This is a genomic window from Allobosea sp. WAO (genome assembly GCF_001509835.1).
Taxonomy (GTDB): Bacteria; Pseudomonadota; Alphaproteobacteria; order Rhizobiales; family Beijerinckiaceae; genus Allobosea.
This window is the reverse complement of record NZ_JXTJ01000006.1, coordinates 248,566-274,149: the sequence shown is the minus strand read 5'-3', so window position 1 is coordinate 274,149 and position 25,584 is coordinate 248,566. Positions and strand designations below refer to the sequence as shown.

General features: G+C 66.6%; 27 protein-coding genes. 11 read left to right on the top strand and 16 right to left on the bottom strand.

Translation table 11 applies throughout. The annotated features are described in order from the left end of the window. Positions 1-130: 130 nt before the first annotated feature. Positions 131-1,177: a 2-dehydropantoate 2-reductase gene (locus DK26_RS10380; RefSeq protein WP_066471486.1), complete on the top strand. Its 1,047-nt coding sequence runs from the start codon at positions 131-133 to the stop codon at positions 1,175-1,177. Here DK26_RS10380 and DK26_RS29970 read toward each other — a convergent pair. Both DK26_RS29970 and DK26_RS10370 read right to left on the bottom strand, forming a co-directional pair. After that, positions 1,174-2,448, bottom strand: coding sequence for an EAL domain-containing protein (locus tag DK26_RS29970; protein ID WP_083533124.1), 1,275 nt, complete (start codon positions 2,446-2,448; stop codon positions 1,174-1,176). The two genes, DK26_RS10380 and DK26_RS29970, sit on opposite strands and share 4 nt — an antisense overlap. A gap of 277 nt (positions 2,449-2,725) precedes the next feature. Then, a complete protein-coding gene (locus DK26_RS10370; protein ID WP_066471482.1) occupies positions 2,726-3,010 on the bottom strand; it encodes an HlyU family transcriptional regulator in 285 nt (94 codons plus the stop codon). Between the two features lie 265 nt (positions 3,011-3,275). On the opposite strand from DK26_RS10370, the gene DK26_RS10365 reads away from it, so the two are divergent. The 3 genes from DK26_RS10365 to DK26_RS10355 all read left to right on the top strand — a co-directional run bounded on the left by DK26_RS10365 (position 3,276) and on the right by DK26_RS10355 (position 4,715). After that, a complete protein-coding gene (locus DK26_RS10365; RefSeq protein ID WP_066471480.1) occupies positions 3,276-3,578 on the top strand; it encodes a hypothetical protein in 303 nt (100 codons plus the stop codon). Positions 3,579-3,792: 214 nt separating this feature from the next. After that, entirely contained in the window at positions 3,793-4,164 is a 372-nt protein-coding gene (locus tag DK26_RS10360; RefSeq protein WP_066471473.1) for a hypothetical protein, read from the top strand. After that, positions 4,161-4,715, top strand: coding sequence for a TetR/AcrR family transcriptional regulator (locus tag DK26_RS10355; protein ID WP_184231651.1), 555 nt, complete (start codon positions 4,161-4,163; stop codon positions 4,713-4,715). The genes DK26_RS10360 and DK26_RS10355 overlap by 4 nt, the downstream gene beginning before the upstream one ends. A 4-nt stretch (positions 4,716-4,719) precedes the next feature. Here the strand turns inward: DK26_RS10355 and DK26_RS10350 are convergent, their stop codons facing one another. From DK26_RS10350 to DK26_RS10335, 5 genes are all read right to left on the bottom strand, one after another. Next, positions 4,720-5,151 (bottom strand): secondary thiamine-phosphate synthase enzyme YjbQ, encoded by a 432-nt coding sequence (locus tag DK26_RS10350; RefSeq protein ID WP_066471467.1) that lies wholly within the window; start codon positions 5,149-5,151, stop codon positions 4,720-4,722. A gap of 2 nt (positions 5,152-5,153) precedes the next feature. Then, entirely contained in the window at positions 5,154-5,765 is a 612-nt protein-coding gene (locus DK26_RS10345; protein WP_066471464.1) for a LysE family translocator, read from the bottom strand. 131 nt (positions 5,766-5,896) lie between these two features. Further along, a complete protein-coding gene (locus DK26_RS10340; RefSeq protein WP_066471461.1) occupies positions 5,897-6,172 on the bottom strand; it encodes a hypothetical protein in 276 nt (91 codons plus the stop codon). A 112-nt stretch (positions 6,173-6,284) separates the two neighbouring features. Then, positions 6,285-6,614 carry an aminotransferase class V-fold PLP-dependent enzyme gene (locus DK26_RS29830; RefSeq protein ID WP_282568033.1) on the bottom strand — a complete coding sequence of 110 codons (330 nt, stop codon included), beginning with the start codon at positions 6,612-6,614 and terminating at the stop codon, positions 6,285-6,287. Then, the gene (locus tag DK26_RS10335; protein ID WP_282568028.1) at positions 6,529-7,386 is read right to left on the bottom strand and encodes an aminotransferase class V-fold PLP-dependent enzyme; all 858 of its coding nucleotides are present in this window, start codon (positions 7,384-7,386) and stop codon (positions 6,529-6,531) included. Before DK26_RS10335 ends, DK26_RS29830 begins: the two co-directional genes overlap by 86 nt. A 375-nt stretch (positions 7,387-7,761) precedes the next feature. On the opposite strand from DK26_RS10335, the gene gcvA reads away from it, so the two are divergent. Further along, on the top strand, positions 7,762-8,685 hold the full coding sequence (gene gcvA / locus DK26_RS10330; protein WP_066471458.1) for a transcriptional regulator GcvA: 924 nt from the start codon (positions 7,762-7,764) through the stop codon (positions 8,683-8,685). 35 nt (positions 8,686-8,720) lie between these two features. Here gcvA and rpoD read toward each other — a convergent pair whose 3' ends face one another. The 3 genes from rpoD to DK26_RS10315 form a co-directional block, all read right to left on the bottom strand. Next, entirely contained in the window at positions 8,721-10,745 is a 2,025-nt protein-coding gene (rpoD, locus tag DK26_RS10325) for an RNA polymerase sigma factor RpoD (protein WP_066471456.1), read from the bottom strand. A 202-nt stretch (positions 10,746-10,947) separates the two neighbouring features. Beyond that, a complete protein-coding gene (gene dnaG / locus DK26_RS10320) occupies positions 10,948-12,837 on the bottom strand; it encodes a DNA primase (protein WP_066471455.1) in 1,890 nt (629 codons plus the stop codon). Between the two features lie 174 nt (positions 12,838-13,011). Continuing rightward, entirely contained in the window at positions 13,012-13,473 is a 462-nt protein-coding gene (locus DK26_RS10315; RefSeq protein ID WP_066471454.1) for a GatB/YqeY domain-containing protein, read from the bottom strand. Positions 13,474-13,607: 134 nt separating this feature from the next. Here DK26_RS10315 and carA point away from each other — a divergent pair, with 134 nt between their 5' ends. The 4 genes from carA (at position 13,608) to DK26_RS10295 (ending at position 17,896) form a co-directional block, all read left to right on the top strand. Then, on the top strand, positions 13,608-14,816 hold the full coding sequence (carA, locus tag DK26_RS10310; RefSeq protein WP_066471453.1) for a glutamine-hydrolyzing carbamoyl-phosphate synthase small subunit: 1,209 nt from the start codon (positions 13,608-13,610) through the stop codon (positions 14,814-14,816). 14 nt (positions 14,817-14,830) lie between these two features. After that, entirely contained in the window at positions 14,831-15,157 is a 327-nt protein-coding gene (locus tag DK26_RS10305; protein WP_066471451.1) for an NIPSNAP family protein, read from the top strand. A 372-nt stretch (positions 15,158-15,529) separates the two neighbouring features. Continuing rightward, positions 15,530-16,333, top strand: a complete 804-nt coding sequence (locus tag DK26_RS10300; protein ID WP_066471448.1) for a prephenate dehydrogenase — start codon at positions 15,530-15,532, stop codon at positions 16,331-16,333. Positions 16,334-16,801: 468 nt separating this feature from the next. Beyond that, entirely contained in the window at positions 16,802-17,896 is a 1,095-nt protein-coding gene (locus DK26_RS10295) for a hypothetical protein (RefSeq protein WP_066471446.1), read from the top strand. Positions 17,897-17,923: 27 nt separating this feature from the next. On the opposite strand, the gene DK26_RS10290 is transcribed toward DK26_RS10295, so the two are convergent. Then, a complete protein-coding gene (locus DK26_RS10290) occupies positions 17,924-18,859 on the bottom strand; it encodes a LysR substrate-binding domain-containing protein (protein ID WP_066472581.1) in 936 nt (311 codons plus the stop codon). Between the two features lie 91 nt (positions 18,860-18,950). Here DK26_RS10290 and DK26_RS10285 point away from each other — a divergent pair, with 91 nt between their 5' ends. Beyond that, positions 18,951-19,850, top strand: coding sequence for an EamA family transporter (locus DK26_RS10285; RefSeq protein WP_066471444.1), 900 nt, complete (start codon positions 18,951-18,953; stop codon positions 19,848-19,850). Positions 19,851-19,908: 58 nt separating this feature from the next. Here the strand turns inward: DK26_RS10285 and DK26_RS10280 are convergent, their stop codons facing one another. The 3 genes from DK26_RS10280 to DK26_RS10270 all read right to left on the bottom strand — a co-directional run bounded on the left by DK26_RS10280 (position 19,909) and on the right by DK26_RS10270 (position 22,405). After that, the gene (locus DK26_RS10280; RefSeq protein ID WP_066471443.1) at positions 19,909-20,598 is read right to left on the bottom strand and encodes a 4-carboxy-4-hydroxy-2-oxoadipate aldolase/oxaloacetate decarboxylase; all 690 of its coding nucleotides are present in this window, start codon (positions 20,596-20,598) and stop codon (positions 19,909-19,911) included. Positions 20,599-20,667: 69 nt separating this feature from the next. Next, entirely contained in the window at positions 20,668-21,636 is a 969-nt protein-coding gene (locus DK26_RS10275; RefSeq protein WP_066471440.1) for a tripartite tricarboxylate transporter substrate binding protein, read from the bottom strand. A 49-nt stretch (positions 21,637-21,685) separates the two neighbouring features. Then, positions 21,686-22,405 (bottom strand): PIG-L deacetylase family protein, encoded by a 720-nt coding sequence (locus DK26_RS10270; RefSeq protein ID WP_248309925.1) that lies wholly within the window; start codon positions 22,403-22,405, stop codon positions 21,686-21,688. A 170-nt stretch (positions 22,406-22,575) separates the two neighbouring features. Here DK26_RS10270 and DK26_RS10265 point away from each other — a divergent pair, with 170 nt between their 5' ends. Continuing rightward, entirely contained in the window at positions 22,576-23,547 is a 972-nt protein-coding gene (locus DK26_RS10265; protein ID WP_066471436.1) for a LysR substrate-binding domain-containing protein, read from the top strand. Positions 23,548-23,581: 34 nt separating this feature from the next. Here DK26_RS10265 and DK26_RS10260 read toward each other — a convergent pair whose 3' ends face one another. Together DK26_RS10260 and DK26_RS10255 are read right to left on the bottom strand one after the other, a co-directional pair. Beyond that, on the bottom strand, positions 23,582-24,073 hold the full coding sequence (locus DK26_RS10260) for a hypothetical protein (protein WP_157089608.1): 492 nt from the start codon (positions 24,071-24,073) through the stop codon (positions 23,582-23,584). A gap of 184 nt (positions 24,074-24,257) precedes the next feature. Then, complete coding sequence (locus tag DK26_RS10255; protein ID WP_066471432.1) at positions 24,258-25,514, bottom strand: cyclopropane-fatty-acyl-phospholipid synthase family protein; 1,257 nt, start codon at positions 25,512-25,514, stop codon at positions 24,258-24,260. Positions 25,515-25,584: the final 70 nt, after the last annotated feature.

Sequence of the window (25,584 nt, the reverse complement as noted above, 5' to 3'; positions counted from 1 at the left end):
GGCCAGCAAGCGCAGCCGCCGCGGGGCGATGCGGCGCAGATGCGGGGCCTCCGAGGTCCTTCTTTATCGCAGCTTTATCGCCGGCCGGTCTTGCTGCACCTTTCCATCGTCGGAAGCGGGCAACGACGTCATGGCGAGGATCTGCATCTACGGAGCCGGCACGATCGGCTGCTATCTCGGCGGGCGCCTGCTCGCGGGCGGCTCCGACGTCACCTTCATCGGCCGCAAGCCCGCGGGCGAGGAGCTGCACCGGCATGGCCTCTCGCTGTCGGATTATCGCGGCGGCCATTGGCGGCACGAGCCCGCTGTCATCGCCTTCGCCACCTCGGCCGCCGCCGCGGCCACGGCCGAACTCGTACTGGTCACCGTGAAATCGGCTGGCACGGCGACCGCGGCAGCCGAGCTCGCCGCGGTCCTGCAACCCGGCACCGTCGTGCTCAGCCTGCAGAACGGCATCGGCAATGCCGGGCTCCTGCGAGCTGCTTTGCCCGGCCAGAGCGTGCTCGCCGGCATGGTGCCGTTCAATGTGGTCAAGAGCGGCCCGGGCGCCTACCATCAGGGCTCGGAAGGGCTGCCGCATGCACAGGCCGCGCCGGCGCTCGACCCGTTCCTGCCGAGCTTCACGGCGGCCGCCCTGCCCCTGACCACTCATGACGACATCTTGCCGGTCCTCTGGGCCAAGTTGCTGCTCAACCTCAACAATGCCGTCAACGCGCTTTCCGGACTGCCGCTGCGGGAGGAACTCGGCCAACACAGCTACCGCCAATGCCTGGCACTCGCCCAGGAAGAGGCCCTCGCCATGCTGGAAGGCGTCGGCATCATGCCGGCAAAGCTCACGCCCCTGCCCGCGCGTTGGCTCCCGAGCATCCTGCGACTGCCGGACGCGCTGTTCCGGCGCCTCGCCCGCCAGATGCTGGCGATCGATCCGCTGGCGCGGTCCTCGATGGCGGACGATCTCGCCGCGGGAAGGGCAACCGAGATCGACTGGCTGAACGGCGAAGTGGTGCGCCTGGCCGAGCGGCTCGGACGAGAGGCGCCCGTGAATTCCCGCTTGATCGCGCTGATACGAGATGTCGAGCGAAACGAAGGTCGGCAAGACTGGCCGGGCGGCGCGCTGCTGGCCGAGTTGCTCGGGAGCGCGGCTGGACGTGCCGCGGTGCAGAGCGCGCCGAGCTAGACCTTCCGGCCCATCTCCACGGCGTAGTCCTCCGCGGACATCGGGCGGCCCAGCAGGTAGCCCTGCAGGTAGTTGCAGCCTTCGTCGACCAGGAAGTCGAACTGCTCGCGCGTCTCGACGCCCTCGGCCACCACTTCGATGCCGAGCGCATGGCCAAGCGAGATCACCGCGCGAGCGATCGCCACCGCCTCGGAGGCGACACCGAGATTGGCGACGAAGCTGCGGTCGATCTTCAGCGTCGTCAGCGGGAAGACATGGAGATAGGACAGCGACGAGTAGCCGGTGCCGAAATCGTCGAGGGCGATCCTGACGCCGAGCGCCTTGATCCGGTGCAGGACCAGCATGGTCCGGTCGAAATCCGTGATCATTACGCCTTCGGTGATCTCGAGCTCCAGCCGTTCCGGCTCCAGCCCGGTCTCAGCCAGCACGGTCTCGATCAGCCCGGGCAGATCGCCATGGCGGAACTGCAGCGGCGAGATGTTGACGGCGATCCGCAGCGGATTCGCCCAGCCCGCCGCCTCGGCACAGGCGAGGCGCAGCAATTGCTCGGCCAGCGGCAGGATCAGCCCGCACTCCTCGGCGGCGGGAATGAACTCGGAGGGCGGGACTTCGCCGCGCACCGGATGTGTCCAGCGCGCCAAAGCCTCGAAGCCGACCAGCGCCCCTCCTGCATCGAACAGCGGCTGATAGTGCAGCCTGAGCTGATCTCCGGCGATGGCGCGGCGCAGATCCTCCTGCACCTGGTGCCTGGCATCGCTGGCCTCATCCTCCGCCTCGGCATCGCCGCACAGCTCGACCAGCAGATTGACGGCGCCCACCAGCATGCCTTCGGCATCATAGAGGGGGGTCGGGAACGGCATGAACGCAACCCGGGTGCCATCCGGCCGCTCCGCCACGGCGGCGCCTCCACGAACCGGGCGCTTTTCGCGCAGCGCTACCGCGAGCGGCGAATCCTGGTGCGGCAGCGGCGTGCCATCAGGCAGGAACAGGCGTTCGGCCACGCACCACCTGTCCTTGCCGATCTGCGGCACCCGCCCGGCAAGGCGCGCCGCAGCGCGGTTGAAGTAGGTCAGATGCCCTTCGGCATTCGTCGTGAAAACGGCAGCAGGCAGGTTGGCGATGATGGTCTTGAACCAGGCATCGTCGAGCACGCTGGACTGAAAGCCCTGCTGGGACAGGATGGCGAGGGCCATGTCGACCTCACCGGCGGGCCCGGCCTTGCTGGTCTGGCCCTCGACCGGTGTTTGGCCGGCCACGGCACTACGAAACATGCGAAACCTGTCTTGATGACGCCCTGAACGGCACCGCCCAATCAAGGAACTAAAAATGCCAACAAAGCTTTAAATCGCAGATGCGCGCCCCGCTCGAAGCCCCCGAAGCCGAGCCCTCAACGGCGAACGCTGCGCAGATAGTGAAGGAAAGCAGAGATTTAAACGGACAATTCTCACAAATCGGCGCTCGCAGCCGACCCAAGGGACGAACTCTGCCGCAAGCGCTAAAAAACTGACGATACGTCAGTTATTATGAAATATGAAAACTATCATTACCCTATCTGAATATCCTGTCGCCCTGCTCGTCGATCAGCTGCCTTCCCTTGACCAAGGCGAAATCCGCCGCCTCCTCGGCGCCGGGAAACCGGTCGGCGCGGATGAAACGATGGCTCTTCAACTCGCCGTCGATCTCCTTCTCGATCACGCCGCAAAGCTGATGCTGCCCGCCCTCCTGAAAGGGCATGGCGCGAATGGTGAAGCCCTTGTGCTCGGCGGTCTTGAGCGCGACAGGCTCCGCCTGCACAGTCTCCTTGCGGCCGAACAGGGATTTGAGAAAGGACATGGCTAGCTCCGTCTGTTTGGCCCTCTATAGCGCAGATGCCCGCCGCGAGGCCAAGCTCCTGACGACGAGCTCGGCGCCTTTTCGCGCAGTACCGCCGGCTTGACCGAAAGCCGGAGCACCTTCCCATAACAGCGAAGCGACGGGTGGACCCGGCCACTTTTGTTCGGAGCGGACCGTCCCCATCTCTAGGGCAGGCAGGGCGTGAGATGGAGGCCCATAGGCCATCCTGAACGTCTCCGGGCCCGCCCTGTCATCGGGCGCAGCCATGACACGTTTCCTTACAACGCTCTTCTCAGTCGTCACGCTGCTTGCTCCGGCGGCCGCCCAGGTTCCAGCAGGCCTTGCCTGCGGCAGGCATGACGAGGTGGTGGCACAGCTCGGTTCGCTGTTCGGCGAGCGCCGTCTGGGCCAGGGACTGGCCGATAGCGGCTTCATCATCGAGCTCTTCGTCAGCCCGCAGGGGAGCTTCACGGTCTTCGCAACCACGCCCCACGGCCAAAGCTGCCTCATCGCCTCCGGCGAAGCCTGGGACCCGCCACCGCAGGAGGAGAGTTTCGCGGCCAGGTGAAGTACCGTCCGCGCAGCCTCGTCCGAATGCGGCGCCGGGCAATGCCAGCTTTTCGGCCAAGCGTCCGCCCTCACCAAAGCGCGCGCGGGAAGCCGCGAACCTCACCTTCTTTTCCCGATCTGGCGGCTCCATAGCGCCTGTCGCATCGCGGCACTTGCAGCATTCACCCAATTTAGTACCATACCGCATGGTATTATTTATCAGAGGTGCGAGCATGAACCCCTGGCTTGCGGTGGCGGCCGCCCTCGCCGCGATCACCACCCTGATCCATACTTGGCTCGGCGGACGCGAGATCGCCGCCCGGCTGCTCGCCGCCGAGCGGCTGCGCAACGTGCCGAAGTACACGATGTATTATTGCTGGCATCTGGTGACGATCATCCTCGCCGGACAGGCGCTGGCCTTCGCGCTCGCCGCCTTCGGCTATGGCAGCCGCGACCTCGCCATCTTCGCCACCGCGGGAGCCGGGCTCTTCGCACTCTGGAGCCTCGGCATGGTCGGTAGCTTCCGCCTTCGCCCCGCCCATTTCCCGCAATGGGCGCTGTTCGCGCCGATGGCCGCCTGCGGCGCCCTCGGGTTGTGGTGGTGAAGGTCGCGCCCCGCTTCAGCCGGCAGAACTGGCTCGAACTCGGCTTTGCCGCCCTCGCCGAAGATGGGCCGGCAGGCCTGACGATCGACGCCTTGTGCCGGCGCGCCGGCAAGACCAAGGGCTCGTTCTATGCGCATTTCCCGGCGATCGAAGCGTTCCTTGCCGCCCTTGCCGAGCATTGGCGCGAGAGCTTTACGCTGCGGCTGATGCAGGCCGCGGACCAGAGCGAAGCCGCGGGCGAGCGGCTGATCGCGCTCGACAAGATGGCGCTCGCCCTCGATTTCCGCGTCGAGCAGGGCATGCGCCGCCTCGCCCAGCTCGATGCCGGCGTCGCCGCGATTTGCACGGCAGTCGACCGCGAACGCATCGCCTATCTGGCGAGGCTCCATGGCGAGGCCGGGCGCTTGCCTGACGAAGCCCTCGCCTTGGCCCGTGTCGAGTACGCCGCCTTCGTCGGCTTCCAGCAGCTCGACCTCGGCCTGTCGCCGCAGGACCTGCACGGCTGCTATCGCAGCCTCATGCGAATGCTCGCGCGCCCGGCCGAAGGATGACCGATCAGGCCAGATGCAGCACGACCTCACGCCGGTGCGGGCTGGTGCGATGCTCGAACAGGTAGATCCCCTGCCAGGTGCCGAGCGCGAGCCGGCCGCCGATCACCGGAATCGAGAGCGAAACGGGAAGGACCGCGGCCTTGATATGGGCAGGCATGTCGTCCGGCCCCTCGGCGCGATGGATCAGATAGGCCATCGCTGGATCGTCTGCCGGCGGCACCAGCCGGGCGAAGAAGGCTGAAAGATCGCGCCGCACATCCGGATCGGCATTCTCCTGGATCAGGAGCGAGCAGGAGGTGTGCCGAACGAACAGGGTGAGCAGTCCGGCATCGACCGCGGCCTCGCGCACGAAGCGCGCGGCTGCCTCGGTGAACTCATGGAGCCCGGCGCCGCGCGTCTCGATCGCAAGCCGCGATTGCCGCGGCAGGCCCGCCATGCTCAGCGCTCGGTCAGCGCGAGCTTCGCGCCGAGCGCGACGAAGGCGGCGGCAAAACTGCGCCGCAGCCAGGTCATCACCGCCGGGCGTGTCACGACATGCTCGCGCATCGCCGCTGCGAACAGCCCGTAGAGCGCGAAGACGACGAAGGTCATCGCCATGAACACGCCGGAGAGCTCCAGCATGCGCGCCAGTGGGCTCGCCTCGTCTGCGGCGATGAACTGCGGCAGGAAGGCGACGAAGAAGATCGAGAGCTTCGGGTTCAGTACGTTGATGGCAAGGCCGTCGACCATCACGCGCCAGAACGAGCGCGGATCGGCCTTGGTCTCGACCTTGAGCGCGCCCTGCTCCTTCAGGGTCTGCCAGGCCATCCAGAGCAGATAGGCGACGCCGGCATATTTGACGATCTCATAGGCAACCGCGCTGGCATGCAGCAGCGCCGTCAGCCCCATCATCGCGGCAATCAGATGCGGCACGATGCCGAGCGTGCAGGCGAAAGCGGCAACGACGCTCGCCTTGCCGCCGCGCGCCAGCCCGGCGGCAATCGAGTAAATTGCGCCGGTGCCCGGCGAGGCGACGATGATCAGCGAGGTCAGCAGGAATTCGGGGGACATGAGCGGCTCCAACCGAGAGGCCGGCATCAAACATGGCCGCCCGGCCGCTGTCGAGCGCTCCATGCCGCATCGTCAACAGCACTCTGTCATCTAGGCGGATCGCGCCAAGCTTCTCTCCCAGCGCGCGCCCTCTAGCTGGCCACCCCCTCGAAGATGCCGCCGATCACCGCAACAGCGCCTTCGGCCACGGCGCCGGCAACGCTGCCGATCCCCTCGACGACCGTACCTACTGCGGCCACCACGACCTCGCCGACGCCTTCCATCATGACATTGCCGCCGATATCGGCGGCGCTGCCGGCGGCATCGCTTGCCGAAGAGCTCGCTTGCTTCTTCGCCTCGCTCTCGAGCTCAGCCTGCGCCGCAGCCTTCATGACTTCGATCTGTGCGGAATCTGGAATGCCGGTCATGCGCGCTCCCCTGTCGGTGCAGCATTTCTCCTCGCGATCTTAGCGGAAGAATGGCGAACGCAACGTAACGTTCCCGGACAGCGCCAGCAGCCTGAAGCCGAAAGATGCGATCTCAGCGCGCCCGCGCGATGTCGTCGACCGCGGCGAGCAGGCGCTCGATGTCATGTTCGTTCGTGAGATAGCTGACGGAGGCACGCACGATCCCGGCGAGCCCGCGCGCTTCCATGTCGAACGGCGTGTAGCCGGGCCCGTTGGCCCCCACCGAAACTCCGGCGCTCGCCAGCCGGTTCTTGACCGTGTTGACGTCGAGATCGCCGAGCGTGAACGAAACCAGCCCGGACCGCTGCTGGCCGAGGTCATGGATCGCGACGCCGTCGATGGCCGCTAGCTCCGCCCGCAGTCGCATCGCGGTTCGGTCGATCTGCTCCCGGATTGCAGGCAGGCCGAGCGCCAGCGCCTCCTCGAGCGCGACGCCGAGCCCCAGCAGCAGCGCAACCGCATGCTCGCTCGTCTCGAATATCCTCGCATCGCCGCGCGGCGCCGGTCCCTTGCGCCGTCCAAGGTGCGGACAGGACGTCCGAGAACACGGTGTCGAGCTGCGACTGAAACGAGCCTCGGACATAGAGGATCGCGGTTCCGCGTGGGCCGCGCAGGTGCTTGCGACCTGCACCCTTGAGCACGTCGCAGCCGATCGCCGCGACATCGACAGGAATCTGGCCGAGCGCCTGGCCGGCGTCGACGAAGTAAGGAACACCGGCAGCGCGCGTCACGCGGCCGACGGCCACAGCGTCGTTGATCAGGCCGCCATTTGCCGGCAGCCAGGTCAGCGCAACCAAGCGGACGCGCTCATCGATCATCCCTGCGAGCGCGTCCGAATCGACCGAGCCGTCCTCCCGGCAGGCGATCACCTCGATCGTCGCTCCGGCGCGAGCCGCCGCGCGCTGCATGGTGGCGAGATTGCCGCCCCATTCCTGGCGCCCGACCAGAATGCGATCGCCGGCCCGCAGCGACGGCAGAGCGGCGAAGGCGAGCCCCCAACCGGCGGAGCCGCTGGACGTGAAGGCGATTTCCGCGGCCGTGGCGTTCACTAGCCGGCCCGCGTCGGCCCTGGCCTGGTCCAGCCTGTCCTGGACGGCGACACTGGCCTCATGCGGGCCGTACAGGGCTTCGCGCCGCAACTGCTCGGTCACCGCTGCGAGCGTCGCCTCGGACATCAGCGAAGCGCCGGCGTGATTGAAGTGGACACTGGTCGCGCAGCCCGGTGTCGCGGCGCGCAACTTCTCGATGTCGAGGTTGTCCATCAGCGAATTCCTGCCAGCTGGAATATTGTCGCGACCACGAAGCGGACGCCACTTTCGAACGGCGTACGCCCTTCTCTCGTCCTAGCCGGCCAATTAGCAGCCTCAGCCAAAGCCTGCCCCAGCCCTTGCCGGTATTCGGTGATTTTCATGGTCGAAACCCTTTCGATCTCGACGATGGCAGGGCGACGTCCGCCTGACTAATTCGAACGGCGGCGCGTTGCGATCGATCTGGCTCATGAGTCGGATCGCGTATAAGGCTTTGGGCCCTATACTCAGGGCCCCTACAGCATGCGCTCCTCGCCCGTCCTGCCACCCCTCCATGCGCTGCGCGCCTTCGAGGCCGTGGGCCGCCTCCTGAGCTTCGGCCGGGCCGGCGAGGAATTGTTGATCACGCAGAGTGCCGTCAGCCACCATGTCCGGGCGCTGGAGGAGGCGCTGGGAACCCCGCTGTTCGAGCGCCGGGGGCGCAGCATCGCCCTGACAGCTGCGGGCGCGCGCTATCTCGACAGCATTTCGCAGGCGTTCGCTCTGGTCGCCGACGGAACCCGCGACATCCGCTCGCACGCTGCCCGCCAGACATTGACCGTGAGCCTGCTGCCATCCTTCGCCGCGAACTGGCTGGTGCCGCGTCTCGCAGGTTTCCGCGCTGCATACCCGCAGATCGAGCTTATCCTCGCCCCGACGTTGAGCCAGGCCAATATTGCTGCGGGAGAGGCGGATATCGCTGTTCGCTACGGAGTGGGCCCGTGGCCGGGTCTACGCTGCGAGCTGCTCGCGACCGAACGGCTGACACCGGTCCTGAGCCCGGAGCTGGCGGCGCACCAGCCGCTCACAGGGCCGGGCGATCTTCTCGGGCACACTCTGCTGGCCAGCCACCGCCCCACCGAATGGGAGGCCTGGTCGCAGCATGCCGCTCTCGACCTCGCCGCTGCCCGCCGGCTGCAACTGACCGACTACAACATCGTCCTGCAGGCAGCGCTCGATGGTCAGGGGGGCGCGATGGGTCGGAGCCTTCTGGTCGCCGAGCATCTGCGACGCGGCACGCTGATCGGGCCCTTCCCCGGTTTTGCGACCACACCGGGGCTCGGATACTGGGCAGTGCTGCCGAGCGGGGCCACAGACAAACCGGCCGCGACGATGTTCGTGAACTGGCTCAGGCGCGAGATCGCTGAGGCCGTATCCGCGGGAACGCGATCAACCCCGCCAAAATGAAACGGGGCGCCGAAGCGCCCCGTTCGAACTCCGCCTCAGTTGTCGAGGAAGCTCCGGAGCTTCCGGCTGCGGCTCGGATGCTTGAGCTTGCGCAGCGCCTTCGCCTCGATCTGGCGGATGCGCTCGCGGGTCACCGAGAACTGCTGGCCGACCTCTTCGAGCGTGTGGTCGGTGTTCATGCCGATGCCGAAGCGCATGCGCAGCACGCGCTCCTCGCGCGGGGTGAGCGAGGCGAGCACGCGCGTCGTGGTCTCGCGCAGATTGCTCTGGATCGCCGCATCGATCGGCAGGATCGCGTTCTTGTCCTCGATGAAGTCCCCGAGATGCGAATCCTCCTCGTCGCCGATCGGGGTCTCGAGCGAGATCGGCTCCTTGGCGATCTTCAGGACCTTGCGCACCTTCTCCAGCGGCATGGCGAGCTTCTCGGCCAGCTCCTCCGGGGTCGGCTCGCGGCCGATCTCGTGCAGCATCTGGCGCGAGGTCCGGACGATCTTGTTGATCGTCTCGATCATGTGCACGGGGATGCGGATCGTGCGAGCCTGATCGGCGATCGAACGAGTGATCGCCTGGCGAATCCACCAGGTCGCATAGGTCGAGAACTTGTAGCCCCGGCGGTACTCGAACTTGTCGACCGCCTTCATCAGGCCGATGTTGCCTTCCTGGATCAGGTCGAGGAACTGCAGGCCGCGGTTCGTGTACTTCTTGGCGATCGAGATCACGAGGCGCAGGTTCGCCTCGATCATCTCCTTCTTCGCCTGCCTCGCCTCGCGCTCGCCCTTCTGGACCATCAGCACGATCTTGCGGAATTCCTGGATCTCCAGGCCAGTCTCCGAGGCCATCGTATGGATGTCCTCGCGCAGGTCCTTGATCCGGTCCTTCTCCTGCGCGACGAACTCCCTCCAGCCGCGCGAGCCGAGCTTGGAGACGCGAAGCACCCATTTCGGATCGAGCTCGCCGCCGATATGCTGCTTCAGGAAGTCGTCACGTGCGACGCCATAGCTTTCGGCCAGGCGCAGCAGCCGGGTCTCGTGCGAAATCAGGCGCTTGTTGATGTCGTAGAGCTGCTCGACCAGCGCCTCGATGCGGTTGTTGTTGAGCGAGAGCGACTTCACCGCAACGATGATGTCGTCCTTCAGCTTCTTGTACTTGCGGTCCTGCGACGGCGAAAGCTTGGCGTTCTCCAGCCGGCCGGCGATGTCCTGGTCCTGCAGGCGGCGCAGCTTGGTGTAGTTGCTGGCGATCGAGTCGAAGGTCTCGAGCACGCGCGGCTTCAGCTCGGCTTCCATGGCCGAGAGCGAGACATTGTTCTCGATGTCGTCGTCGTCGCCTTCCGGCGGCTGCTCGCCTTCGGCGCCGAAGGCCGGAGCCTCCTCGCCGCCCTCACCCTCTTCGCCTTCGCCGGGAATCTGCGACGGGTTCTTGCCGTCGGGGCCGGCATAGGTTGCCTCGAGGTCGATGATGTCACGCAGGAGGACCTTGCCCTCCATCAGCTCGTCACGCCAGATGATGATCGCCTGGAAGGTCAGCGGGCTCTCGCAGAGCCCGGCGATCATCGCCTCGCGGCCGGCCTCGATGCGCTTGGCGATGGCGATTTCGCCTTCGCGCGACAGGAGCTCGACCGAGCCCATCTCGCGCAGATACATGCGGACGGGATCGTCGGTGCGCTCGGTCGGCTCGAGATTGCGCTTGACCTCGACGGGCAGCGCCGAGCGCGACGCGTCGACCAGGTCGCCGCCCTCGCTTTCCTCGTCGTCGCCTTCCTTGCCGGCGCGCGCCGCAGCGCGTTCCTCGCCGGAGGCTTCCGGGTCCTCGTTGTCGACGACGTTGATGCCCTGCTCGCTGAGCTGGCCGAGCACGTCCTCGATCTGCTCGGAGGTGAACTCCTCCGAGGGCAGGACTTCGTTCAGCTCGTCATAAGTCACGTAACCACGCTTCTTGGCGAGCTTGATCATCCGCCTTACGGCCTGATCCGTAAGATCGAGAAGGGGTCCGTCCGCACTCGGGGGCGCTTCCGCCGAAACCGGTTCGGACTTTTCCCGCTCGCTCGCTTTGGTGGCCATAAATCAGCGCTCCGCCTTCTTATGCCGCCGCGCCATCGTCTGCACGATGCCCCGACGCGTAAAAGGGCGCCGCGGCCGTGAGATCGGCCGCGCACCCACCCAAATCATCCCTACACAGATAGCGCCACTCATCGTTGATGAATCGTGCACCATCTGCCGCCTTCACCGAATTTGCCGACGAAATGCAACGCGCCACGCCCGGTCAGTCATCGGAGTTGGCCTCCGTACCCTCGACAGCTTCGAGGCGGGCCTTCACATCCTTCATCCAGGCGAAATTGGCTTCCGTAGCTTCGTCAGCCAATGCGCGTTCGGCTGCCTTCAACTCGCTATGTAGCGTGCGCGCCCGATGATGCAAGACGAGAGCTTGATTAATCGAATCAAAAACCGATTCAGGATCAGCGGTTTGCAGGAGCTTCAGCCGCTCGGCCGGCCCGGTGACGGCCAGCAGCGCGGCCTGTGCCTCCGCCACCCGGATTTGCTCTTGCCGCCTGCGGAAGGCCTCGCGGTCGAAGCCGCCCTCCACGGTCGCGTCGAGCAGCGCCTGGCGGAAGCGCTCGGCCGCCGGGCCTTCGAGCCCGAGCTCGGCGATGTCGTCGACGCAGCGCAGGACGAGGTCCGGATGGCTCGCCAGCGCCAGGAGGATGAAGGCCTCGCGCGGGTTCTCGCGATGCGTGCGCTGGACCAGCGGCGAGCGGGCGAGCTGCGGGCTGGCGCGCAAAGGCATGTTCGGCCGGGCCGCGCCGCTGCCGAAGCCGCCGCGCCCGCCCCTGCCACCACCACCGGAATAGCCTGAGCGCTGCTCACTGCGCGGTGCCGGAGCGGCGACGGCGAAGAGCTGGCTCAGGCGCTCGTCGATCTCGAGCCGGTAATGGCGCCGCGTCGCCTCGTCGCGAATCAGCCCGAGCGGCTCCTTCAGCTTGCGTTCGAAGGCGGCGCGGCGCTCGGGCGTATCGAGCTGGCTCGCCTCGAACTCGCGCCCCCACAGCATGTCGACGAAGGGCTTGGCCGCGCCCAGAACCTCGGCGATCGCGGGCTTGCCGCCGGAGCGCGCGAGATCGTCCGGGTCCTGGCCTTCCGGCAGAAGCGCGAAGGCCAGCGACTTGCCGGGCTCCAGCATCGGCAGCGCGAGGTCGATCGCCCGGCTCGCGGCCTTGCGCCCCGCCTTGTCGCCGTCGAGGCAGATCACCGGCTCGTCGGCCATGCGCCAGAGCAGGCCGAGCTGATCCTCGGTCAGGGCCGTGCCGAGCGGCGCGACGACCTGCGGAAACCCCGAAAGCGTCATGGCGATAACGTCGACATACCCCTCGACGACGATCACCTGCCCGGTGTCGTGCGCGGCTTTGCGGGCATTGTGGTGGTTGAACAGCAGCGCGCCCTTGTGGAAGAGCGGCGTTTCCGGCGAGTTCAGGTACTTGGCCGAGACCTCGGCGCTCATCGCCCGCCCGCCGAAGGCGATCACCCGTCCCCGCGCATCGTGGATCGGAAACATGATGCGGTCGCGGAAGCGGTCATAGGGCACGGCGATCTCCTCGCCATGGACGAGCAGCCCGGCCTCGATCATCAGCTCCGCACCGACGCCCTTGGCCGCGAGATGATCGCGCAGCGCGAAACGATCCGGAGGGGCATAGCCGATGCGGAAGAGCTGGCGCGCTTTGCCTTCCAGCCCGCGCCCGGCGAGGTAGCGTCGCGCGAGGCCGCCGCGCTCGGCCTGCAATTCGGCCTCGAAGAACTGGGCCGCGATCTCCACCACCTCGTGCAGGCCCTTGCGGCGCTCCTCCTGCGCCTGCGACTCGAAGGAGACCTTCGGCAGCGCGACGCCAGCCTCCGAGGCGAGCTTCTCGACCGCCTCCGGGAAGGAAAGCCCTTCCGTCTCCATCACGAACTTGAAGATATCGCCGTTCTTGCCGGAGGAGAAATCGAAGAACGAGCCCTTCTGGTCGTTGACGAAGAAGGACGGCGTCTTCTCGGCGTTGAAGGGCGAGAGGCCCTTCCATTCGCGCCCCGCCTTGGCGAGGCGCACGCGCTTGCCCACGACCGCCGAGACCGGCAGCCGCGCCTTGATCTCCTCAAGGACGGAGGGCGGGAACTTCATGACTTCCTATGTGGCGATACGGACGATGAAAGCCAGCCCCGGAGAGAAACGCGAGAGGCTTATCGCCTATATCCACAGCCGCCGCCCGAAGGCGACAGCAGCCCCCCCTAACGGAGGGCTGCGTGATACCCGGCTCCGCCGCCGAAGCGCAGAGCCGGCGCCGCTCCGGGCTGATCAGCCGCCGAGCATGCCCTTCACCAGCGGCGAGACCTTGCCGAAATCCATCTGGCCGGCATAGGCGGCGCGCAGCGCGCCGATCACCTTGCCCATGTCCTTGACGCCGGCGGCGCCGGTCTCGGCGATCGCCTTCTCGATCGCTGCCTTGACCTCGGCCTCGCCCATCTGCTGCGGCAGGTAGGCGCTGATCACCGCAACCTCGGCGCGCTCGCCATCGGCGAGCTCGGGGCGGCCATTGGCGTCGTAGATCGCGATCGATTCCTGGCGCTGCTTGATCATCTTCTGCAGCATGGCGAGGACCTCGTCGGGCGAGATCTCGCCCTTTCCGGCGCCGCGCGCCTCGATATCCTTGTCCTTGAGCGCCGACTGGATCAGGCGGATGGTCGAGACCTTGCCCTTTTCGCCGGCCTTCATCGCGGTCTTCAGGTCGGCGGAGAATTGCTCGCGCAGGGTGGACATGACTTGCCTTATCCTCGTCTCATTCATTGACGGCACGGGGGCGGCTCTTTAAGGCTCGCGCTCCAGACCGGCGGCGCCATACGGCGCCCTGCCTTCACTGCCGCGCTTCCGAGCGGCCTGGACGAGACATAGACATGACCGTTGACGAAGGGAACCCCGCCACGGCGGGCTGGAGCGAACCGCGCGCGACTGCGGTTCTGGTGCTGGCGGACGGGACCGTGCTCGAAGGCTTCGGCCTCGGAGCGATCGGCCAGGCGCCGGGCGAGGTCTGCTTCAACACCGCGATGACGGGCTATCAGGAAATCCTGACCGACCCGTCCTATGCCGGACAGATCATCACCTTCACCTTCCCCCATATCGGCAATGTCGGCGTCAACGACGACGACACCGAGACGGTGAACGCCGCCTCGTCCTCGGGCGTGCGCGGCGTCATCCTCCATGCCGCGATCACCGAGCCCTCGAACTGGCGCGCCGGCAGGCATTTCGACGCCTGGCTCAAGGCCCGCAACATCGTCGGCATCTGCGGCATCGACACACGCGCCCTGACCGCGCTGATCCGCGACAATGGCATGCCCAATGCGATCATCGCCCATGATCCCAACGGCGCTTTCGACCTCGACGCGCTGAAGCGCGAAGCCGCCGCCCTGCCCGACATGGCCGGCCTCGACCTCGTCCCGCTCGTCGCCTCGACCCAGCGCTATGACTGGGACGAGACGCCCTGGCAGTGGCCGCGCGGCTACGGCAAGCGCGAGGCCGCCGCGCATCGCGTCGTCGCCATCGACTACGGCGTCAAGCGCAACATCCTGCGCCTGCTCGCCAAGGCCGGCTGCGACGTCCAGGTCGTGCCCTCGACCGCCACGACCCAGCAGATCCTCGATCTCGCCCCCGACGGCGTCTTCCTCTCCAACGGCCCGGGCGACCCGGCTGCGACGGGCGAGTATGCGGTGCCGGTGATCCGCGACCTGCTGGAGCGCAAGATCCCGACCTTCGGCATCTGCCTCGGCCACCAAATGCTCGCGCTCGCCATTGGCGGCCAGACGATGAAGATGAAGCAGGGCCATCACGGCGCCAACCACCCGGTTCAGGACAAGACCACCGGCAAGGTCGAGATCGTCTCGATGAACCACGGCTTCGCGGTCGATCCGGGCTCCCTACCGGAGAACGCGACCGAGACCCATGTCTCGCTCTTCGACGGCTCCAATTGCGGCATCGCGCTGACCGACCGTCCGGCCTTCAGCGTGCAGCACCATCCCGAAGCCTCGCCCGGCCCGCAGGACAGCCACTACCTGTTCACGCGCTTCGTCGAGATGATGGCCGAGGACAAGGCGAAGAACGCGGTCTGAACGAGGCAGGCGCCATGATCCACCAGTTGCGCATCTACGAGATCTTCGAGAGCAACAAGGCCGCGTTCCACGCCCGCTTTCGAGATCACGCGATGCGCATCATGGCCCGCCACGGCTTCCGCATCCTCTCGCTCTGGGAAACCAGGAGCGCGACCCGCACCGAGTTCGCCTACATCCTCGCCTGGCCCGACGCGCAGACCAAGGCGGAGCGCTGGGCGAGCTTCAAGGCCGATCCGGAATGGGTCGAGATCAAGCGGGTCAGCGCGATCGAGCATGGCGACCTCGTCGGCGCGATCGAGGACCGGCTGCTGATGCCGACCGACTACTCACCGCAGCTCTGAGAAACCCTAGTCCGGAACCGCTTCGTCATTCCGGGGCAGGTCGCAAGCTTGAGCCCGGAACCCAGAACCGGATGCGGTTTCTTGTGAATGCAGGAACATTCTCGAAGCATCTGGGCATGGCAGCGGTTCTGGGTTCCGGGCCCGCCGCTCTGCGGCGCCACGGAACGACGCCGGCGCCCCTTGCAATGCTCCCTGCGATTGACAGGGCCACGCCGGCGCGCTCTAAGCCGGGCATGGCCATCTCCTGCCTCCTCGCCCGGAACTATTACGCCCCGTCCTCATAAGGCGGTGGCATTCCCATGTCTCAACCGCCGCGCTGGCGGTTGAAATCAGGCAGTCACCCGGCATCGCGGCCCTCCCAAGGAAAACGCGATGCATACCCCCCGCAAGACCGCCACCTCGATCGGCATCATGGGCTTCGGCGCCTTCGGCCGGCTGATGGCGCGCCACCTCCAACCGCATTTCCGGCTCCGCGTCTTCGATCCCGAGCGACCGCCCTGCCCCGACGAGACCGGCAAAGGCATCGCCCCGGCCGACGTCGCCGAGATCGGCGCCTGCGACCTCGTCATCCTCGCCGTCCCGGTCAGCGCCCTACCTTCGGCGCTCGCGACGCTCTCACCGCATCTGCGCGCTGGGACAGTCGTGCTCGATGTCGGCTCGGTCAAGATCGGCCCTGCCCTCGCATTGCAGGCCGGCCTGCCGGCGCATGTCGAGATCGTCGGCACGCACCCGCTGTTCGGGCCGCAGAGCGCACGCCACGGCATCAGGGGCCTGAAGATCGCGATCTGCCCGATCCGCGGCCGCAGCGCTGGCCGGATCGCGGCGTTCCTGCGCCGGGTGCTCGGGCTCGAGGTGATCATGACCACTCCCGACGCCCATGACCGCGAGGTCGCGCTCGTCCAGGGCCTGACCCATCTGATCGCCAAGATCCTGGTCCAGATGGAGCCCCTGCCGCGCCGGATGACGACCGCCAGCTTCGACCTGCTGATGCAGGCGACCGAGATGGTCCGTCACGACTCGCCCGGCGTCTTCCTCGCCATCGAGCGCGCCAATCCGCATGCACGAGCGGTGCGAGAGCGCTTCTTCACGCTGGCCGAGGCGATGCGGGCACATCTCGACGGCGCCCATCGGCAGGAGCCGACTGCCGCGAAGGCCGGAGCTCTGCTGCCTGGCTGAAGCACCGGCATCGGCGAGCGAGCGCCGCAGCGAGAACCCGGTCTCGCGCCCCGGCCGACCCGTGAGTGCCGGCCCCGAAGCCGACTATGGCCCGGATCGAACCGGTACATTCTAGCCGCTCTGGTGCTGGCTCCGCATAAAAAAAATGCCTGATCGCCCCAGAGGGGATCAGGCAGTTGAAGGGAAATCTGAGGCGGCAAGTGTGTCGACCTCAGATTCGAAGCGCATAAGCGCTATATCCAACTGTATATAGTGGATCGGCTCATGGTCAATGAGCAGCGGCGTGCTTGCGAGGCGATTTGTCATGCTCGCCCGCCGAAGACACGATACCCTGCGCGTCGCGAAAGAGGCCGCCGCCTGGATCCGCCCCTTCTCGTGCCCCGCCTCGGGAGCGCACCGACCATCGCCGGCTCGGCTAATTGACGAAACGGTCGCGGTATCGCATCCCGATAGCGGGGGACGATGCCTATGCTGGACGCGACTGAGTTCGGGGATGCGGTCGCCATGCTCTACGAAGCTGCCGCCGTGCCGGAGGTGTGGCCCGGCGCAATCACGAGACTGGCCGATATCGCCGGCTGCACTGGCGGGCTGCTCTTCGCTCATTCCGGCCAGGGCACCAACTGGGTGGCCTCCAAGGAGTTCGCGCCCGTCTTCGACCGGTTCATGCAGCAGGGCTGGATGAACCGCAACGCCCGCATGGCGGGCCTCCTCGCCCATGGCGGCACGGGCTTCGTCACCGATCACGACCTCTTCACCGATGCAGAGCTGGAGCAAACTCCCCTCTACACCGATTTCCTGAGGCCGGAGGGCTATGGCTGGGGAACGGCGACACATGTCCGCTCCTCGTCCGGCGACGACATCGTCTTCACCCTCGAACGCAAATTCGAGATGGGCCCGGTGTCCCGCCGGGAGATCGCGCTCCTCGACGGTGTGCGCCCGCATCTCGCCCGGGCAGCGGTGCTCGCCTCCAAGCTTCAGATGCAACGCGCGCAGGCGAGCCTCGCCTCCTTCGAACAGGCAGGTTCTCCAGCCGCTCTCATCGGTGCCGGCAAAGGCGTGCTCGCGGCCAATGCGAGCTTCGAAAAGTTGGAAGGCCAGATCGCCATCCGGGCCTGGGACAAGATCGCGATCGACGACGAACGGGCCGATATGCTCCTGCAGAAGGCTCTCTCGGAGCTTGCCCGCGACCAATTGGGCGACACGCGTTCGATCCCGGTGCCGCGCCGGGACGACCGTCCGGCCTTCGTCATCCATGTCCTGCCGATCCGCAGGCAGGCGCAGGACATCTTCTCGCGGGCTCAGGCCATGCTCGTCGTCACCACCTCGGAACGGAGCCTGCAGATCGAGGCCTCGCTCCTCTGCGAGCTCTACGACCTGACGAAAGCCGAAGCGGCCATCGCCGCTGGGCTCCTGGAAGGGCTCACCGGCGAGGAACTAGCACTGTCCCGCGGCGTGAACCGCGAGACGGTTCGCAGCCAGATCAAGCAGGTGCTGGCGAAGACCGGTTGCCGGTCGCAGGCCGACTTCATCCGGCGCCTGGCACCGCTGGCTTCCACGAAATAGGCCGGGAGTCCAAAATCGGCACGCCGCCTAGGCCGCGGCGCGCGCCTCCTGTTTCAGGAAACTCGCAAGCTTGGCCGGCGGCAACCCGGCTTCCGCTGCGATCCGTATTGCCAGCGCCGCCGCAGCAGGGCGCGGCTGGCCGAGCGGCCGGTCGAGCCAGTAGGAGACCGGGTTCAGCGCGGTGCGCGGATCGACGATCGCGATCCGGCCGGAATCGATCTGCGCCTGCGCCAGAGGCGGCCGTGCGAGGGCGACCCCGAGCCCGCAGGCCGCAGCGTCGAGCACGAGGTTGTAATCCTCAAAGCGCCGGTCCTGCGGGCGCGGGCGGTAGTCCAGTCCCTGGGCGTTGAACCAGGCGCGCCAGCCGGCCGCGTCGGAATCATGAATCAACGGCTGCCCCAGCAGGCGCTGCGGCCCGCCCTCGCCGATCGCCTGTGCCAACGCCGGCGAGGCCACCGGGAAGCACCATTCCTCGAAAAGCTGCACCGAGACCCGGCCCGGCGCGCCGCCGCGCCCGCAGCGTATGGCGAGGTCGATGCCCTCCTCGTCGAGCGCGACCATGCGGTGATCGACCTGCAGCACGATGCGCAGGGCCGGATCGCCACTTTCCAGCCTTTGCCAGCGCGGCATCAGCCAGAGCGAGCAGACCGAGGGTGTCGCGCTGAAGCGCACCACCGCCGCGCCGCGTTGCTCGCTCCAGCGATCGGAGGTGTCGGCGAACAGCGAGAAGGCCTCCTGCGTCCGCTGCAGCAGCCGCTGCCCCTCCGGCGTCAACGAGACTCCACGGGCCTGACGCACGAAGACGCGCAGGCCGAGCCAATGTTCGAGCTTCGCCACCTGCCGGCTGACCGCGCCATGGGTCAGGTTCAGCGCTTCCGCGGCGCCTGAAAAACTGCCGGAGCGCGCCGCCGCCTCGAAGGCGCGCAGCGTGTCGAGCGGCGGCAGGTTCGAGCTGTGATCCATCATCACAGCTCGCCATCGAATTACTCGTTTGTCAATCAGCTCGGAGAAGCGTCTATCGGGAGCGAAACGTCACCAGCCCCCGAGGCCCGTCATGACAAGCGCCTGCTCCACCACCCCGGCCCGGCCCGCCTCGGCGATCGATCCTATCCTGCTCTTCACGGTCCCCTTCACGGTGGTCGCCTGGGCTTCCTCCTTCCCGGCGATCCGGGCTGGACTGACGGGCTTCGGACCGCTCGAAATGGCGGCGCTGCGCTTTGCGCTCGCCGGCGTGCCGGCCGCGCTCTTCCTGGTCCTGACCCGTGCCGCCCTTCCCGCCGGCACCGACATCTGGCGCTTCCTCACCGGCGGCATCGTCTTCATCGCGCTCTACGCGATCCTGCTCAATCTCGGCCAGCGCGTCGTGCCGGCAGGCGCTGCGAGCTTCATCATCAACACCAACCCGATCATGACCGCCGCGCTCGCCATGCTGATCCTGAACGAGCGCTTCAGCCTCGTCGCCTGGCTCGGCACCACCCTTTCCTTCGCCGGCATCGGCGTGATCGCGCTCGGCAACGGGCTCGACCTGAACATCGGCATCAGCGTCCTGCTGATCCTCGGCGCCGCCTTCTGCAATGCGATCTCGACCGTGGTGCAAAAGCCGCTCTTCGCCCGTCACAAGCCGCTCTCGGTCGCCGCCTGGAACATGGCGATCGGTGGGCTCGCGCTCTCGCCCTTCCTGCCCAGCGCGCTGGAGCAGATCCCGACCGCGCCGAGCCAGGCGCTCTGGTCGGTGGTCTATCTCGCTGTCGTGCCGAGCCTGATCGCCTATGGCACCTGGGCGATTACGCTCTCACGCCTGCCTGCCGCCCGCGCCTCGAATTTCCAGTACGGCGTGCCGCCGACCGCCATGCTGATCAGCTTTATCTGGCTCGGCGAGATACCGACCGCGCTTGGCATCCTCGGCGGCGCCATGGCGCTGGCCGGCGTGGTGATCGTCAACCTGAAGCGCTGAAGCCGACCTTTGCATGGGCCAGTGGCGACATTCGCCACCGGCTCCACTTGAGCGGAGCTCAGCCCTCGGGATCGTCGCGATAGACAAGGCCCGCCTTCGCTAGCCCCTCGCGCATCCCGTACATGTCGAGCCCGAGCTCGCCTGCCTCGAAGCGGCGGCGCTTCTCCTCCTCGCCGGCCTCGCGCTTGCGCCCGGCTTCGGCGACCAAACCCGCATCGAGCCGCGGCACCACCACGACGCCGTCATCATCGGCCACGATGACATCACCTGGGTTCACCAGCGCTCCGGCGCAGACCACCGGCACGTTGACCGAGCCGAGCGTCGCCTTGACCGTGCCCTTGGCCGAGATCGCTCGCGACCAGACCGGAAAGCCCATCCGGGTCAGCACGCGAACGTCCCTCACCCCGGCATCGATGACGAGGCCGACGCCCCCCCGCGCCATCAGCGAGGTCGCCAAGAGGTCACCGAACATGCCGTCGGCGTTGTCGGTGGTGCAGGCGACGACGAGGACGTCGCCGGGCTTCACCTGCTCGATCGCGACATGGATCATCCAGTTGTCGCCGGGCTGGGCCAGTACCGTCACAGCGCTGCCGGCGATCTGCGCGCCGGCATAGATCGGCCGCATATAGGGCTTCATCAGGCCGCTGCGCCCCATGGCCTCGTGCGTCGTCGAAACGCCGAGCTCCGCTAAAGAGGCTATGTCGGCGGCAGCGGCGCGCTTGTTCGTGCGGATCACCACAGGGTTCATCGAGGCCTCGTCTCATTCATCGGAAAGCGGTGCCTCGCCGCAGAACCTGCGGCGAGGCGAAAGATCAGTTCACTCGCGCAGGCCGGTATCCGCGACGACCTGGCCCCATTTCTTGCGCTCGGTGGTGACGAAGGCGCCCAGTTCCGCCGCGGTGGAGCTGCGGACGCGGCCGCCGACAGTCTCGATCCGCTCACGCAGCTTGGGATCGGTCAGCGCCTTGTGGACCTCGCCTTGCAGCTTCTGCACGATGGCAGGCGGCGTACCGGCCGGCGCGAACAGCGCCCACCAGGTCTGGGCGTCGAAACCGGCAAGCCCCCCCTCGGCGACGGTGGGAACGTCGGGCAAGGCAGCGAGGCGGGAAGGACCGGTAACCGCCAGCCCCTTCAGCCGCCCTTCCTTGATGTAGGGCGTCGCCTCGAGCGCATTGACGACGACCAGCGGCACATGCCCGCCAATCGCATCGGTGACCGCCGGATGGCCGCCGCGATAGGCGACGTGCCGCAGCTCGATGCCAGCCTGCTTCGACAGCAGCGCTACGGCGAGATGCGGCAGCGAGCCATTGCCTGGGGTCGCATAGGATGCCTCGTTCGGCTTCTGCTTGGCGTAGGCGATCAGCTCGGAGATCGAGTTGGCGGGAAAGGACGGATGCGCCGCGATTACCGCTGGGATGTCGCCGACCATCGAGATCGGCGCGAGGTCCTTCTCCACGTCGAAGCCCGGCGTCTTGTAGAGCGCCATGTTGATCGCGAGGCCATTGGTGCCGAGCAGTAAGGTATGGCCATCAGGCGCGCTGCGGACCACCGCCATCGCGGCGAGGTTCGAGCCGGCACCCGGCCGGCTCTCGACGATGAAGTTCTGGCCGAGGCTTGCCGAAAGCCGCTCCGACAGCGCCCGCGCCACGGTGTCGACGGCCCCGCCCGAGGAGAAGCCGTTGACGACGGTGACAACCTTGCTCGGATAGTCCTGGCTGCTGGCGGCCTGCGACAGCAGCAGCGCCGACGCTGCGATGATCAGGCTCCTCAGTGCTCTCCCTGGCATCTTCTCTCCCCTCGATTGTGATTTTTTGGCTTGTGCTTTTTGATTACCGTCAGACCGGGTCGAGCCGGCTCATCGTCGTCGGGAACACCCTCTGGAAGCTCTCGGCATAGAGTGCCGAGCCGAAATTGCGGCGCCGCGCCAGGTTTCCGTTCTTTTCGGCGACGCCCTTGTAGTAGCTCCACAGCGAGACCTGCCCCTTGAGGCACTGCATCGCCGCGAACTTCTGCTCCCAGACCTCGGTGATATCGAGATAGGTGTCGGGAACGTATTCGCAGATCTCGGGCTGATGCGGCTCGAAGCAGTAAACCTGCGGCGCACCCGCGATCTCGCCCCAGGGCCGCCCCTGCGCCTGCGCAACCTGACGCGCCTCGACGGCGAAGCGGAAGGTCTCGACATGGTCCCAGTTCGAGGGGTCGACGCGCGGATGCGTCATCATGAAGGCGGGCTGGTGCTTGCGCAGCAGGCGGACCGTCGTCTCGAACATCTCCGCCGTCGGCCGCAGCGGATAATCCTCCTCCCCGAGGAAATGGATCTCGGCGCCGAGGATTCTTGCAGCGCTCTCGGCCTCTTCCCGGCGGATGTCGCGGGCCTTCGCGGCCGTCATCGCCTTGTCCTCGTAGAGCTTGGCCGACTCGCCATAGGCGCCATAGCTCAGGCAGACCACGATCGGCTTCAGGCCGAGCTTCGCGTGGCAGGCGATCGCCCCGCCCGCGCGCCAGACGAAATCGCCGACATGGGCGGCAACCACGACAAAGCTCTTATCCGACACGGCATATCCTCTCGGCGGCATTACGAAACCCTGATAGGTTAAGGACCCTAATCGCCGAAAACTCCGAAAAATACAGCGTTTATCGGATACAGATATACCGATACCGGTATATCTCTCGATCTTCACTCCTGCGCACCCCCTTACCGCGCTCTCCTTGCTTGGTGTCTCAGATGGCCGGACGCAGCTTCTCCCTTCTCAAGCAGCGCCTGCGCATGCGGCAACTGCGCGTCGCTGTCGCGATCGCCGATGAGGGCAGCGTGCTCAAGGCCTCGCGTGCGCTGGGTCTGACCCAGCCAGCGACGACCCGCAGCCTGCTCGATCTCGAGGACTATCTCGGCGTCAGGATCTTCGATCGCCTGCCTCGCGGCGTGGCGCTGACCCGCTATGGCGAGGCCGTGATTGCCCGAGCCCGGCGCGTGCTCGCCGAGGTCGACCGGATCGGCGAGGACCTGATTCTGATCGACACCGGCATGCTGGAGGCGATCGTCGTCGGCGTCCTGCCCTCGGCCGCGACCGGGCTGATGCCGCAGGTCCTGACCCGCTTCAACACGGCCCATCCCGGCACCACCGTGCAGATCGTCGAGGGCCGCATGCACGAATTGCTGGCGCTGCTCGGCTCGAACAAGATCGACCTGATCGTCGGGCGGCTCTACGAGCCGGTCATCCCCGACAGCTTCATCCGCGAGCCGCTCTATGACGAGCCGCTGGCGCTGCTTGCCCGCTATGGCCACCCACTCTTCAAGGACGGTCCCATCGATCTGGAGAGCTTGAAGACTCAAGCCTTCATCCTGCCGACGCTCGACCAGCGCCTCGGCCAGGATGTCGAGATGGCGATGCGCGGCAACCGGCTGGAGTTGGAGGCGCCGGTACTGCGCGCCAGCTCCATGTCGATGATTCGCGAGGTGCTGATGACTTCGGATCGCATCTCGATGCTCTCGAGCTTGACGATGGTCGGCGACCTCGTCCGTGGGGCACTTCGCCTCGTGCCCTGTCACATCGGGACGGAGCCGCGCCCCGGCGGGATGGTGCGGCGCTCGTCCGGCCCGTCACGCACCGTCGACAGCCTGCGCCAGATCATCCTCGACTATGTCGGGGAGCTCACCGCCACCGGCTATCTTCGCGCCCTGCCGCCGCCCGGCTGAGCGGAACATGCCGCTCGGCGGCAGTGTCGACCGCTCAGCGCCCGCAGACGAACTGCCGGGCCCCGGCGAAGCCCTCGATCGGAAAGCGCAGGCAGCGCGAACCCGCCGCCTCAGCGGTCGGGCAGAGATTGATCGTCGTGGCATTGCGGGGCGGCGTCGGCAGCGCGACGTACCAGGGCGCATAGCCATTATCCGCGAAGGTCGAGACCGCCGAGACACCGTCATAGGAGATGAAGATCTTCTTGGTGTCCGAACCGCCCGCCAGCTTCTCGACATTGATCGTCGGATCGTCGTCGAAACGTCCCTCGATCGCGTTCCTGCTGCATTTTGTCAGGACGAAACTGCTCTTCCGGCCGGCCTTGGCCCGCACATGCGCGACCCTGGGAGGCTTCTTCAGGCCGAGTTCCTCCTGCGTATCCTTGTCGACGCCGAGAACCCATTCGGCCGATCTCTGCTGCGCGATGCCTGCGCCCGACGTGAGCAGGACGGTTGCAGCGCAAAGCATGGCTCCGGCGACCAGTCTCATCTTCATCACCGCGCTGGATGTGAAAGCTGAAGGAGCGGAAAGCGCAGGCAGGATAGCTGGTTTCGGCAAGACGGGTCAGAGGCGCCGGCTGATATTCTGGCGTACCTCTCCGATCATCTATCCGCAGCGCTCGAAGATGCTGGACGTGCTTCGCCAGCCGCGTCCCGGCAGCGACGGTATGCCTTCAGAAGCCGCGCCTCTCCAGTTCCTGCTCCGCCTCGGTGACGTAGTCGCGGATCACCGGCACGGCGCTCTTGTGCTGGCCGAGCAGGAGCTGGAAGACCATGTCGCCGCCGATATCGAAGGAGATCGAGCAGGCCGACAGGTAAAACTCCCACATCCGCGCGAAGCGCTCGCCCAGCATGACGACGACCTCGTCGCGATGCGCCATGAAGCGCTCGCGCCAGGCTTCCAGCGTCCAGTGGTAATGCCGACGCCAGAATTCGCAGTCGGAATGCCACAGGCCCGTCTGCTCGACCGCGGCGAAAACCTCCGACAGCGCCGGAGCATAGCCGCCGGGGAAGATGTATTTGTCGAAGAACGGGCCGGTGAAGCCGGGCGGCCCGACCCGGCCGATGCAGTGGACGAGCGCGATCCCGTCCGGCGTGAGCAGGTCGCGGATCTTCTCGAAATATTCGAGGTAATGCGCGACGCCGACATGCTCCATCATGCCGACAGAGACGACGCGGTCGAAGGTCCCGGTCAGCTCGCGATAGTCCTTGTTGATGAAGCTGACAGCATCGCCGACGCCAGCCGCCTCGGCGCGCTTCTGTGCTGCCGCCATCTGGTCCGGCGAGACGTTGAGGCCGGTGACCTTCGCCCCGCAGGCCTTGGCGAGATAGATCGCAAGTTCGCCCCAGCCCGAGCCGATATCGAGCACCCGCATGCCCGGCTCGATCCTGAGCTTGGCGGCGAGATGGCGCAGCTTCGCCTTCTGCGCCGCCTCGAGTCCGACCTCGGGGCTGTGCCAGTAGGCACAGGAATAGGTCATCGTCTCGTCGAGCCAGAGCCGGTAGAAATCGGTCGGGATGTCGTAGTGATGCTTCACCTTCTTGCCGGCGACGCCGCGCGGATTGTGCATCCGGAAGCGCCTGATCTTGAACCGCACCTTGCGAATCGCCTGCTGCAGCGGGTGCTTGCGCAGCTCCTTGCGCTGCAGCCAGAACAGCGAGAGCAGGTCATGGATCGTGGAGCCGTCCTCGAAATTGACGCGCCCGTCCATATAGCCTTCGGCCAGGGCTAGCTCGGGATTGAGGAAGATCTCGCGCTCGATCCTGTCGTCTAAGAAGCGCACGGTGACGTCGGGCGCTATCTTGTTCTGGCCGGCGAAGCTGATCGGCCCCGGACCAGGGCCGAAGACATGGCGCTTATTGTCGGGAGTGATGACGGTGAGGCGGCCCTGGCGGACGAAGCGCTTCAGAAGCTTAGGCAGCAGCAGCATGGTCCCCCCGGCGCATGAACGGCTCCGGAAAGGCTAGGGTCTCGCCGGCCGGAGCGCAAACCGTTTGGCC

Coding starts and splice junctions, on each gene's coding strand:
- carA (WP_066471453.1), top strand. CDS start 13,608: ATGACCGTTGACGAAGGGAACCCCGCCACGGCGGGCTGGAGCGAACCG.
- DK26_RS10360 (WP_066471473.1), top strand. CDS start 3,793: ATGAACCCCTGGCTTGCGGTGGCGGCCGCCCTCGCCGCGATCACCACC.
- rpoD (WP_066471456.1), bottom strand. CDS start 10,745: ATGGCCACCAAAGCGAGCGAGCGGGAAAAGTCCGAACCGGTTTCGGCG.
- DK26_RS10350 (WP_066471467.1), bottom strand. CDS start 5,151: ATGGCGGGCCTGCCGCGGCAATCGCGGCTTGCGATCGAGACGCGCGGC.
- DK26_RS10295 (WP_066471446.1), top strand. CDS start 16,802: ATGCTGGACGCGACTGAGTTCGGGGATGCGGTCGCCATGCTCTACGAA.
- DK26_RS10305 (WP_066471451.1), top strand. CDS start 14,831: ATGATCCACCAGTTGCGCATCTACGAGATCTTCGAGAGCAACAAGGCC.
- DK26_RS10300 (WP_066471448.1), top strand. CDS start 15,530: ATGCATACCCCCCGCAAGACCGCCACCTCGATCGGCATCATGGGCTTC.
- dnaG (WP_066471455.1), bottom strand. CDS start 12,837: ATGAAGTTCCCGCCCTCCGTCCTTGAGGAGATCAAGGCGCGGCTGCCG.
- DK26_RS29970 (WP_083533124.1), bottom strand. CDS start 2,448: ATGTTTCGTAGTGCCGTGGCCGGCCAAACACCGGTCGAGGGCCAGACC.
- DK26_RS10265 (WP_066471436.1), top strand. CDS start 22,576: ATGGCCGGACGCAGCTTCTCCCTTCTCAAGCAGCGCCTGCGCATGCGG.
- DK26_RS10365 (WP_066471480.1), top strand. CDS start 3,276: ATGACACGTTTCCTTACAACGCTCTTCTCAGTCGTCACGCTGCTTGCT.
- DK26_RS10380 (WP_066471486.1), top strand. CDS start 131: ATGGCGAGGATCTGCATCTACGGAGCCGGCACGATCGGCTGCTATCTC.
- DK26_RS10370 (WP_066471482.1), bottom strand. CDS start 3,010: ATGTCCTTTCTCAAATCCCTGTTCGGCCGCAAGGAGACTGTGCAGGCG.
- DK26_RS10315 (WP_066471454.1), bottom strand. CDS start 13,473: ATGTCCACCCTGCGCGAGCAATTCTCCGCCGACCTGAAGACCGCGATG.
- DK26_RS10275 (WP_066471440.1), bottom strand. CDS start 21,636: ATGCCAGGGAGAGCACTGAGGAGCCTGATCATCGCAGCGTCGGCGCTG.
- DK26_RS10285 (WP_066471444.1), top strand. CDS start 18,951: ATGACAAGCGCCTGCTCCACCACCCCGGCCCGGCCCGCCTCGGCGATC.
- DK26_RS10345 (WP_066471464.1), bottom strand. CDS start 5,765: ATGTCCCCCGAATTCCTGCTGACCTCGCTGATCATCGTCGCCTCGCCG.
- gcvA (WP_066471458.1), top strand. CDS start 7,762: ATGCGCTCCTCGCCCGTCCTGCCACCCCTCCATGCGCTGCGCGCCTTC.
- DK26_RS10335 (WP_282568028.1), bottom strand. CDS start 7,386: ATGTCCGAGGCGACGCTCGCAGCGGTGACCGAGCAGTTGCGGCGCGAA.
- DK26_RS10280 (WP_066471443.1), bottom strand. CDS start 20,598: ATGAACCCTGTGGTGATCCGCACGAACAAGCGCGCCGCTGCCGCCGAC.
- DK26_RS10340 (WP_066471461.1), bottom strand. CDS start 6,172: ATGACCGGCATTCCAGATTCCGCACAGATCGAAGTCATGAAGGCTGCG.
- DK26_RS10260 (WP_157089608.1), bottom strand. CDS start 24,073: ATGAGACTGGTCGCCGGAGCCATGCTTTGCGCTGCAACCGTCCTGCTC.
- DK26_RS10290 (WP_066472581.1), bottom strand. CDS start 18,859: ATGGATCACAGCTCGAACCTGCCGCCGCTCGACACGCTGCGCGCCTTC.
- DK26_RS10255 (WP_066471432.1), bottom strand. CDS start 25,514: ATGCTGCTGCTGCCTAAGCTTCTGAAGCGCTTCGTCCGCCAGGGCCGC.